Source organism: Streptomyces sp. NPDC060205, from assembly GCF_042728395.1.
In the GTDB taxonomy this organism is placed as follows: Bacteria; Actinomycetota; Actinomycetes; order Streptomycetales; family Streptomycetaceae; genus Streptomyces.
Window position 1 is genome coordinate 1 of record NZ_JBHWZP010000340.1, and the last position, 9,621, is coordinate 9,621.

A 9,621-nucleotide genomic window follows, 5' to 3' on the forward strand; every position below is an offset into this window, starting at 1 on the left:
AACGGCGCAATCTTTTGTCTTCAGGGGCGCGGGGAACTGCGCGAACGGCCCCCACCGGACCCGCAGCCGAAGGACGCAGGCCGGGGCGCAGCCCCGCCTTCAAGGGGCGCGGGGAACTGCGCGAACGGCCCCCACCGGCCCGCAGGTGAGGAACCGACCCCTAACGCCCGCGCAGCGACCGGTACAGGCTCACCAGCGCCTTCGTGGACCCGTCCAACCCAGCCACCTCCGCCCCCTCGGTGAGCGCAGGCTCAACCCGCTTGGCCAGCACCTTCCCCAGCTCGACCCCCCACTGGTCGAAGGAGTCGATGTTCCAGACAGCCCCCTGCACGAACACCTTGTGCTCGTACAGCGCGATCAGCTGACCGAGCACGGACGGCGTCAACGACCGCGCGAGAATCGTCGTCGTCGGATGATTCCCCGCGAACGTCTTGTGCGCGACCAGCTCCTCGGGAACCCCCTCCGCCCGCACCTCGTCCGGCGTCTTGCCGAAGGCCAACGCCTGCGTCTGCGCGAAGAAGTTGGCCATCAGCAGATCGTGCTGCGCCTTCAGCCCGTCGCTCAGCTCGGCGACCGGCTCGGCGAAGCCGATGAAGTCCGCCGGGATGACCTTCGTACCCTGGTGGATCAACTGGTAGTACGCGTGCTGCCCGTTCGTCCCGGGCGTGCCCCACACCACCGGCCCCGTCTGCCAGTCCACCGGATTCCCGTCCCGGTCCACGGACTTGCCGTTGGACTCCATGTCCAGCTGCTGCAGGTACGCCGTGAACTTGGACAGGTAGTGCGAGTACGGCAGCACCGCGTGCGACTGCGCGTCGAAGAAATTGCCGTACCAGACACCCAACAAGCCGAGCAGCAACGGCACGTTGGACTCGGCCGGCGCCGTGCGGAAGTGCTCGTCGACGAGGTGGAAGCCGTCGAGCAGTTCCCGGAAGCGGTCCGGGCCGATCGCGATCATCAGGGACAGGCCGATCGCGGAGTCGAACGAGTAGCGTCCGCCGACCCAGTCCCAGAACTCGAACATGTTCGCCGTGTCGATGCCGAAGTCCGCGACCTTCTCCGCGTTCGTCGACAGCGCCACGAAGTGCTTGGCGACGGCTTCCTGACCGGCCTTCAGCTCGGTCAGCAGCCAGTCGCGCGCCGAGGTCGCGTTGGTGATCGTCTCGATGGTGGTGAAGGTCTTCGAGGCGACGATGAACAGCGTCTCGGCCGGGTCGAGGTCGCGGACGGCCTCGTGCAGATCGGCCCCGTCGACGTTCGACACGAACCGGACCGTCAGATCCCGGTCGGTGAAGGACCGCAGCACCTCGTACGCCATCGCCGGGCCCAGGTCGGAGCCGCCGATACCGATGTTGACCACGTTCTTGATGCGCCGGCCGGTGTGCCCGGTCCACTCGCCCGAGCGGATGCGCTCGGAGAAGCCGGACATCTTGTCGAGGACCGTGTGCACCTTCGGCACGACGTTCTCGCCGTCGACCTCCACGACCGCGTCCCGCGGGGCGCGCAGCGCGGTGTGCAGGACCGCCCGGTCCTCGGTGACGTTGATCTTCTCGCCGCGGAACATCGCGTCCCGCAGCCCGAAGACGTCCGTCGCCGCGGCCAGCTCACGCAGCAGCCGCAGTGTCTCGTCGGTGATCAGGTGCTTGGAGTAGTCGACGTGCAGATCGCCCACCTGGAGCGTGTATGCGGCACCTCGTCCCGGGTTCCGCTCGAACAGCTCACGCAGGTGCGCCCCGGCGAGTTCCTCCCGGTGCTCCGCCAGAGCGGTCCACTCGGGCGTCTGGTTGAGCCTGGTACGGCTTTCTGCGTTCATCTCGGACTTCCGCCTCTTTCCTGCCAGTGCTGCGTACCTTGCCCCGCTACCGGTCCCAACCTAAATGATCAGGGTGACGTGAGTTGTCGTCCCGCCGTCGTCCGGCTCAACAACAGATACGTGCGGTTCACCCGGAGGTGTCAGCACGGCGACGGAGAAGCCGCGCGATGCCGGGCGTACGAAAAATACGCCGTGGAAAAAGGGCGTCCGGCCCGGGACACGACCGGCCGGACACCTCTCGGTGTCCGGCCGGCTCGCAACTCCTGATGGTCGCGCCGCTCCTGGTTCGCCGCGCGCCGCTCCTAGATCTCGCCCCGCAGTTTGGCGAGCGCCTCGGCGAGGATCGCCTCGCCGTCCGCGTCGCTGCGCCGCTCCCGTACGTACGCGAGGTGCGTCTTGTACGGCTCGGTGCGCGGCGGGTCCGGCGGGTTGTCCCGGTCCTGTCCGGCGGGAAAGCCGCAGCGGGGGCAGTCCCAGGTGTCGGGGACCTGCGCGTCGCTGGCGAAGCTGGGCTGCGTCTCGTGCCCGTTGGAGCACCAGAAGGAGATGCGCAGCCGGGGCGCGGACTCGCCGCGCTCGGCCTCGCCCATCGGCCCCGCCCCGACCCGGCTTCCTCGGATCGCGTTGCCACTTGCCACGGTCGTAACTCCCTGCGTGATGGTGCCGCGAAGCGAGTCGGCGTGACGCTTCGCTGCGGGCGCCTCAGTCTACGTAAGGCCCAACGCGCGTCCAGTGATAGGAGTTACACCCCCGCGCACAGACGCAAGCCCCATGATAGGCCGCGCCTGCGGGCGCGTACCGGACATGGGGCCTTACGTGCGGAATGTGCTTGCGTAATGTGCGTTCGTGCTGCCGTGCCGATGGGGGGCGACGGTCAGTTGTTGACCTTCATCAGGATGCCCAGCACCACGATGCAGGCGAACCACAGCAGACCGACCACGAGGGTGATGCGGTCGAGGTTGCGCTCGGCGACCGAGGAACCACCGACGGACGACTGCATGCCGCCACCGAACATGTCGGACAGGCCGCCGCCCTTCCCCTTGTGCATCAGCACCAGCAGCATCAGCAACAGGCTGAAGACGATCAGGGCGATCGAGAACCCCATAACCACGGCTGGACCAACTTCCTCGGACTTGGACGGACGACTCTTGGACGGACGACGGGGGCCGGCGCTTCGGGTACGAAGCCGCCCGGCCCCCGCAAGGGTACGACGTAACACCGCTACCGCATACTCGCAGCTCGGCGCTTCACATCCGGAGCGCGGTCCTACTGGTCGCGGAACCGGACGATCTTGACGAAGTCGTCGGCGTCCAGCGCCGCGCCACCGACCAGTGCGCCGTCGATGTCGGGCTTCGCCATGATCTCGGCGACGTTCCCGGACTTCACCGAGCCGCCGTACTGGATCCGGACGGCGTCGGCCACTTCCTGCGAGTACAGCTCGGCGAGCTTGCCGCGGATCGCCGCGCAGACCTCCTGGGCGTCGTCGGCGCCGCACACCTTGCCGGTGCCGATGGCCCAGACGGGCTCGTACGCGATGACGATGGACTCGGCCTGCTCGGCGGGGAGGTCCTTGAGACCGCCCTCGACCTGGCTGAGCGTGTGCGTGACGTGGTTGCCCGCCTCGCGGACGTCCAGCTCCTCGCCGACGCACAGGATCGGGGTGAGGCCGTGCTTGTAGGCGGCCTTCACCTTGGCGTTGACGATCTCGTCGGTCTCGGCGTGGTACTGGCGGCGCTCGGAGTGGCCGATCGCCACGTACGTGCACTTGAGCTTGGCCAGCATCGAGCCGGAGATCTCGCCGGTGTAGGCGCCGGAGTCGTGCGCCGAGATGTCCTGGGCGCCGTACTTGATCTTGAGCTTGTCGCCGTCGACCAGGGTCTGTACCGAGCGCAGGTCCGTGAAGGGCGGCAGGACCGCGACCTCACAGGCGTCGTAGTCCTTGTCGGCCAGGGCGAAGGCGAGCTTCTGGACATGGGCGATGGCCTCAAGGTGGTTGAGGTTCATCTTCCAGTTGCCCGCCATCAGCGGCGTGCGAGTGGTCATACGGGGTCAGTCCTCCAGTGCGGCGAGACCGGGGAGCGTCTTGCCCTCAAGGTATTCGAGGGAGGCGCCGCCACCGGTGGAGATGTGGCCGAACGCGTTCTCGTCGAAGCCCAGGATGCGGACGGCCGCGGCGGAGTCGCCACCGCCGACCACCGTGAAGGCCTGGGAGTCGAGCAGGGCCTGGGCGACCGCCTTAGTGCCCTCGGCGTAGTCGGGGTGCTCGAAGACGCCCATCGGACCGTTCCAGAACACGGTGGCCGCGTCGGCGAGCTTCGAGGCGTACAGGGCGCCGGTCTCGGGACCGATGTCCAGACCCATCTGACCGGCCGGGATGGCGTCCGCGGCGACGGTGGTGGGATCGGACGGCGCCTTCGTCTTCAGGTCGGGGAAACCGGCCGCGACCACGACGTCGACGGGGACGACCAGCTCGACGCCGTTCTTCTCGGCGCGCTCGACGTACTCCTTGACGGCGGGCAGCTGGTCGTCCTGGACCAGGGAGGCACCGATCTCGTACCCCTTGGCCTTCAGGAAGGTGAAGGCCATGCCGCCGCCGATGAGCAGCCGGTCGGCCTTGCCGAGCAGCTCGTCGATGACGGCGAGCTTGTCGGAGACCTTGGAGCCGCCGAGGGCGACCACGTAGGGGCGCTCGACGTCCTCGGTGAGCTTCTTCAGGACGCCGACCTCGGTGGCGATGAGGTAGCCGGCGTAGTGCGGCAGCCGTGCCGGGAGGTCGAAGACCGAGGCGTGCTTGCGGTGCACGGCACCGAAACCGTCGCCTACGTAGACATCGGCCAGGGCCGCCAGCCGGTCGGCGAACTCGCCGCGCTCGGTGTCGTCCTTGGACGTCTCGCCGGCGTTGAAGCGCAGGTTCTCGACGACCGCCACCTGGCCGGGCTGCAGGCCGTTCACGGCGTCGTGGGCGGCCGGTCCGACGGTGTCCTGGGCGAACGCGACGGGCGCGCCGAGCAGCTCGCCGAGGCGCTCGGCGGCGGGCAGCAGCGAGAAGGCGGGGTCCGGGGTGCCCTTGGGGCGGCCCAGGTGCGAGGCGACGATCACCTTGGCACCGGCCTCGGCGAGCGCCTTGACGGTCGGCAGGACGGCGCGGATGCGGCCGTCGTCGGTGATGAGGCCGTCGGCCAGCGGCACGTTCAGGTCGGCGCGCACGAAGACCCGCTTGCCGTCGACCCCTTCGGAGAGAAGTTCGTCGATCGTCTTCATGAGTGGACTCCTAGGGAAGCTCTTTTGTCCGAGAGAGGGCTGATCGCTCAGCACGTGCCACAGGGCCCGGGGTGCGCGGCGCGCTGCCCGGGCCCTGTGCTCACACGAGGTGCCTTGCTTCTTGGACCTAGAGCTGTTCGCCGACGAAGACCGTGAGGTCGACGAGGCGGTTGGAGTAGCCCCACTCGTTGTCGTACCAGCCGAGGATCTTCACCGTGTTGCCCTCCTGGACCATGGTCAGGGAGGAGTCGAAGGTGCAGGAGGCCGGGTCGCCGACGATGTCGGAGGAGACGATCGGGTCCTCGGTGTACGTCAGGAAGCCCTTGAGGTCGCCGTCGTCGGAGGCCTTCTTGAACGCGGCGTTGACCTCGTCCTTGGTGACCTCGCGCTGCAGGGTGACGACCAGGTCGGTGGCGGAGCCGGTCGGGACCGGGACGCGCATCGCGATGCCGTCGAGCTTGCCCTTGAGCTGCGGGAGGACCAGCGCGGTGGCCTTGGCGGCACCCGTGGTGGTCGGGATGATGTTCTCGGCGGCGGCGCGGGCGCGGCGCAGGTCCGAGTGCGGGAAGTCCAGGATCCGCTGGTCGTTCGTGTACGCGTGGACCGTCGTCATCAGACCCTTGACGATGCCGAAGTTCTCGTCGAGGACCTTGGCCATCGGCGCCACACAGTTGGTGGTGCAGGAGGCGTTCGAGATGACGTGGTGGTTGGCCGCGTCGTACTTGTCCTGGTTGACGCCCATCACGATGGTGATGTCCTCGTCCTTGGCCGGAGCCGAGATGAGGACCTTCTTGGCGCCGCCCGCGATGTGCTTCTCGGCGTCGGCCTTCTTGGTGAAGATGCCGGTCGACTCGATGACGATGTCGACGCCGAGGTCGCCCCACGGGATGTCGGCGGGGTTGCGCTCCGACAGCACCTTGATGGTGTGGCCGTCGACGGTGATCGTGTCGGCGGTGTGCGACACCTCGGCCTTGAGGCGGCCCAGAATGGTGTCGTACTTGAGCAGATGAGCGGTGGTCGCGGTGTCACCCAGGTCGTTGACAGCCACGATCTCGATGTCTGCACCCTGCTCCAGCAGCGCGCGGAAGTAGTTACGACCGATGCGGCCAAAGCCGTTGATGCCTACGCGGATCGTCACGAACCGATCTCCTCGTTAGGTACGCCGGTTGTTGACGCCGGCGAGTTGTATGGGATGTCCCCGACCGCCTACGACCCTACCTCCCTGAGGCTCCCGGGGTGACATCGAGATGCCCCATACACGGCAGGGCGGCCCGTACCCGCCAGTAGGGGTACGGACCGCCCTCGGGGTCAATGCCCCGCGAGGCCGTGTCAGCCGCCGATCGCGGCCAGCGCCTTGCCCAGCAGGGCCGTGCGGTCGGCCGCCGCGGTGACGTGCTCCAGGCCGAATCCGAACAGGACGCTGTCACGGGTGGTGACCGCGCCGTACGTCTTGAACAGCTCGCCGGACAGACCCCAGTCCTGGACGACCGCGGGGCTGCCCGCGGGCGGCCCGGGGACCTTCCAGGCACCCAGAGAGGTCTCGAAGCCCTCGGTCTCGGTCGCCGTGCCGCCGATCACGACGGAGGCGTTGTCGGCGAGGACCCCGTGTCCGCCGGAGCCCGGGTCGGTGATGTAGCTGATCGACACCTCGACGGTCTTCCCGGCGTACGCGGACAGGTCGAACTCGACCTGCTGCCAGCCCGCTGAGGCCCCCGTGAAGCTGTTCCAGGAGCCGCTGGTGCCGGTCGGGGTGCACGCGGTCGCGCCCCGGGTGAGGTAGCGCGTGAGGGCCGGGTGTCCCTGGATGAAGAACCCTGCCTCGCACTCGGCGGGAACGGCCGTACTGGTGGCGCCGCCCTTGTCGGGGAGCGTGGTCCAGTCGTCGGCCCCGGCCGTGTGCGCTTCGAGCACCGCGTGGTCGTAGCCCTCCTCGGTGTCCCACAGGAGCTGGGTGCGCAGGGCGGGCGCCTGGGCCGCGCTCACCCCGGTGAGGTCGATGGTGCGCGTGAGGCGGTTCCAGGCGTAGTCGGTGTGCGTGACGGCCGCCATGGACGCGCCCTCGTAGGGGCCGTACGGGTTGACGGTGCCCGGGTATCCGCCGCCGCCCTCGCTGGCGAACTGCGGGAACCGGTCGACCGGCAGGGTGTCCGAGGTGACGCTGTAGGCGCCCGCCGCGTCCAGCGGGTTGCCGGGCGTGTCGCCGAGCGGTCCCCCGGTGCCCGCGAGCTTCCCCGAGCCGGTGAAGGCGGTGGCGCCCGGAGTCGTCGTACGGGAGTAGGCGCCCAGGTAGTACTGGCTGAAGTCGTTCGTCAGGGCGCCCGGCAGCGCGACCTGGCCGCCCGCCTGCTCGCCCGCCTCGACGAGCTTGCCGCCCTCGTTGAGGTAGGCGCGCAGCTGCAGCTGGGTGGTGTATCCGGGCCGGTCGGCGCCGGTGTAGTGGACGACGGACTTGAAGTGGCTCAGGATCCCGAGCGCGTCGGGCGCGCCCTGGGTGGTGACGTCCCAGACGACGGCCTTGCGGCCGCCTGCCTTCAGGGCGTCGACGTAGGTCTGCGCCTTCGTCGCTGCGACGCCTTCCTCGGCGATCACCAGCGTGTCGGCGCGCGGCCGTTCGGCGACGGTGTACGTGAAGTGCGTGCTGGAGGTGGGCTTTCCGGCGCGGGTCTCGCCGGTGAACCAGACCTCGACCTTGTCGCCCGGCGCCCCGTCGCGGACCTTCGCGCGGTACTCGTCGAAGTAGAGGTTGTCCTCGCCGCCGTAGGTCTCGCCGCCCTTCCAGGCCTTGAGCGACTGCGTCTTCGTACGCCCGTTGTCGACGCGGTACTTCAGTTCCTTGTCGCGTACGGACTTGCGGGCGACCACGGAGACTTCCTGGTCGGCGCCGCGGGAGTAGGACGTGGCGAAGGGGGCGGGGGTGAAGTCGGGGGCGTCGATGCCGACCGAGGACTTCGGCTGGTCGGGCTTGGCCGCCGACTCGGCGACGGAGAGCGCGAACGGGATGTTCTTGACGAACTCCTCCTGGATCAGCTTCTCGTCGTCCGGGAAGGTGAAGACCGACGCGCAGTCGGCGGCGTTCCAGGGGTCGTCCGGGTAGAGGTTCGACACCGTCTGGCAGGTCGACATCTCAGGGGTGAACATCGCCGTGCCGTTGACGTTGGAGGCGTGTCCGTCGGCCTCGCCGTTGGTCGTGTAGAGCTCGGAGGACACCTGCGGGCGGTAGCCGGGGATCGCCGAGTTCTCGGGGGTCCCCGCGAGGGACTTGTAGAGCACGTCGTCGGGGCTCGGGGTCGCCACCTGCCAGCCGACTCCGTAGAGGATCAGTTCGGCGGCGGAGTGGTAGTTGATGCCGTAGTCGAAGCCGATGCGCTTCTCGAAGGAGTCGATCGCCTTGGTCTCGGGTTCGGACCCGGCGCTCGCGCCGCGATAGGTCTGACTGGTCGGATACGGCGAGGACCCCTCGTCGTCGTATCCCCACTTGTAGGCGAAGTTGCGGTTGAGGTCGACGCCGTCGCCGACGGTCAGGGCGCCGTCGCCGTTGACGTCCCGCAGGTTCTTGCGCCACTGCCGGTCGCCCTCGGGCTTGAACGTCCAGTCGTACCCGTCCGGGTTGGCGGACAGCACGAACCACAGCTCGGTGGAGTCCACGAGCTTGGTGATGCGCCGGTCCTTGCCGTAGTTGTCCAGGTAGTGGTGGAGCAGGCGCCGGGTCATCTCGGGCGTGATCCATTCACGGGCGTGCTGGTTGGACATGTACAGCACGGAGGGCTTGGCGCCGTCCTTGGTCTTCTTGGCGCCCTTGGAGAGCTTCAGGGCCAGGATGTCCTGCCCCTGGAGGGTCTTGCCGATGGAGACGACCTTCGTCAGGTTCGGGTTCTGCTGGCCCGTCCTGACGATCTCCTCCTTCAGGTTCCCGGCGCCGCTGTACGGCCGGAAGACGCCGTCCCCCGCGGCGGCCACGCGCGCGCGTGCCTTGGCCGAGAGCTTGTGCTCGGAGAGGCCGACGCCCTTGTCCTCCAGCTCGTCGGCCTGCTTGTCGGTGAGGTAGACCTCGACGCTGGCCGTGCCCTTCTGCGGTACGCGTTCGCTCAGCTCGTGGCCGTCCTGGCCGGCCGCGAGGAGCAGGGGTACCTGCTCCTTCGTGACCTCGGCACGGAACACCTTGACCTCGTCCGCGCCCGGGCCGGCCGCGGCGCCGGGTTCCGCCTGCGCCATGGGTGCGACGGCCACTCCGCCGAGCAGGAGTGCGCCGGCAGCGAGGATCGATCTCGCTCTTCGTCTCATGAGCCCCCCTTGCGGTAGTCCGCCACTGCGGCGAACAGATGCCAGGCTTATGACAGTCCATGGTCAAGTCAATAGCGCAACACGCACGGTGGCATGGCGATACGGCTAGCCCAAATGGGGTTGGGCGGGGGTTAGTTGGGGTGCGACTGGGGGTGGCCGGGGGGCCGGGGGTGGTGCGCTGTCGGGTGGGGCTGCGCGGTCGAGTGGGGGTGCGCGGTCGGGTGCGGCCCCGGTGGGGGCGGATCGCGCAGTTCCCCGCGCCCCTG

The 9,621-nt window shown here is 68.7% G+C and carries 7 protein-coding genes; all 7 read right to left on the reverse strand.

What is annotated here, in order from left to right; genetic code table 11:
• Positions 1-160 precede the first annotated feature (160 nt).
• Positions 161-1,813 carry a glucose-6-phosphate isomerase gene (pgi, locus tag ACFWGJ_RS36870; protein ID WP_387333325.1) on the reverse strand — a complete coding sequence of 551 codons (1,653 nt, stop codon included), beginning with the start codon at positions 1,811-1,813 and terminating at the stop codon, positions 161-163.
• A gap of 302 nt (positions 1,814-2,115) precedes the next feature.
• A complete protein-coding gene (locus ACFWGJ_RS36875; RefSeq protein WP_003957010.1) occupies positions 2,116-2,451 on the reverse strand; it encodes an RNA polymerase-binding protein RbpA in 336 nt (111 codons plus the stop codon).
• Positions 2,452-2,687: 236 nt separating this feature from the next.
• On the reverse strand, positions 2,688-2,918 hold the full coding sequence (gene secG / locus ACFWGJ_RS36880) for a preprotein translocase subunit SecG (RefSeq protein ID WP_189770205.1): 231 nt from the start codon (positions 2,916-2,918) through the stop codon (positions 2,688-2,690).
• Positions 2,919-3,079: 161 nt separating this feature from the next.
• Entirely contained in the window at positions 3,080-3,856 is a 777-nt protein-coding gene (gene tpiA, locus ACFWGJ_RS36885; protein ID WP_210883693.1) for a triose-phosphate isomerase, read from the reverse strand.
• Positions 3,857-3,862: 6 nt separating this feature from the next.
• Positions 3,863-5,074, reverse strand: coding sequence for a phosphoglycerate kinase (locus tag ACFWGJ_RS36890; protein ID WP_387333328.1), 1,212 nt, complete (start codon positions 5,072-5,074; stop codon positions 3,863-3,865).
• Between the two features lie 127 nt (positions 5,075-5,201).
• Positions 5,202-6,212 (reverse strand): type I glyceraldehyde-3-phosphate dehydrogenase, encoded by a 1,011-nt coding sequence (gene gap / locus ACFWGJ_RS36895; RefSeq protein ID WP_383942580.1) that lies wholly within the window; start codon positions 6,210-6,212, stop codon positions 5,202-5,204.
• A gap of 191 nt (positions 6,213-6,403) precedes the next feature.
• Entirely contained in the window at positions 6,404-9,355 is a 2,952-nt protein-coding gene (locus ACFWGJ_RS36900; RefSeq protein WP_387333330.1) for a M14 family zinc carboxypeptidase, read from the reverse strand.
• Between the last annotated feature and the right edge of the window lie 266 nt (positions 9,356-9,621).

Excerpts from the sequence above, each read along its gene's own strand:
- pgi (WP_387333325.1), bottom strand. The coding sequence starts at position 1,813 with ATGAACGCAGAAAGCCGTACCAGGCTCAACCAGACGCCCGAGTGGACC.
- secG (WP_189770205.1), bottom strand. The coding sequence starts at position 2,918 with ATGGGGTTCTCGATCGCCCTGATCGTCTTCAGCCTGTTGCTGATGCTG.
- tpiA (WP_210883693.1), bottom strand. The coding sequence starts at position 3,856 with ATGACCACTCGCACGCCGCTGATGGCGGGCAACTGGAAGATGAACCTC.
- ACFWGJ_RS36890 (WP_387333328.1), bottom strand. The coding sequence starts at position 5,074 with ATGAAGACGATCGACGAACTTCTCTCCGAAGGGGTCGACGGCAAGCGG.
- ACFWGJ_RS36900 (WP_387333330.1), bottom strand. The coding sequence starts at position 9,355 with ATGAGACGAAGAGCGAGATCGATCCTCGCTGCCGGCGCACTCCTGCTC.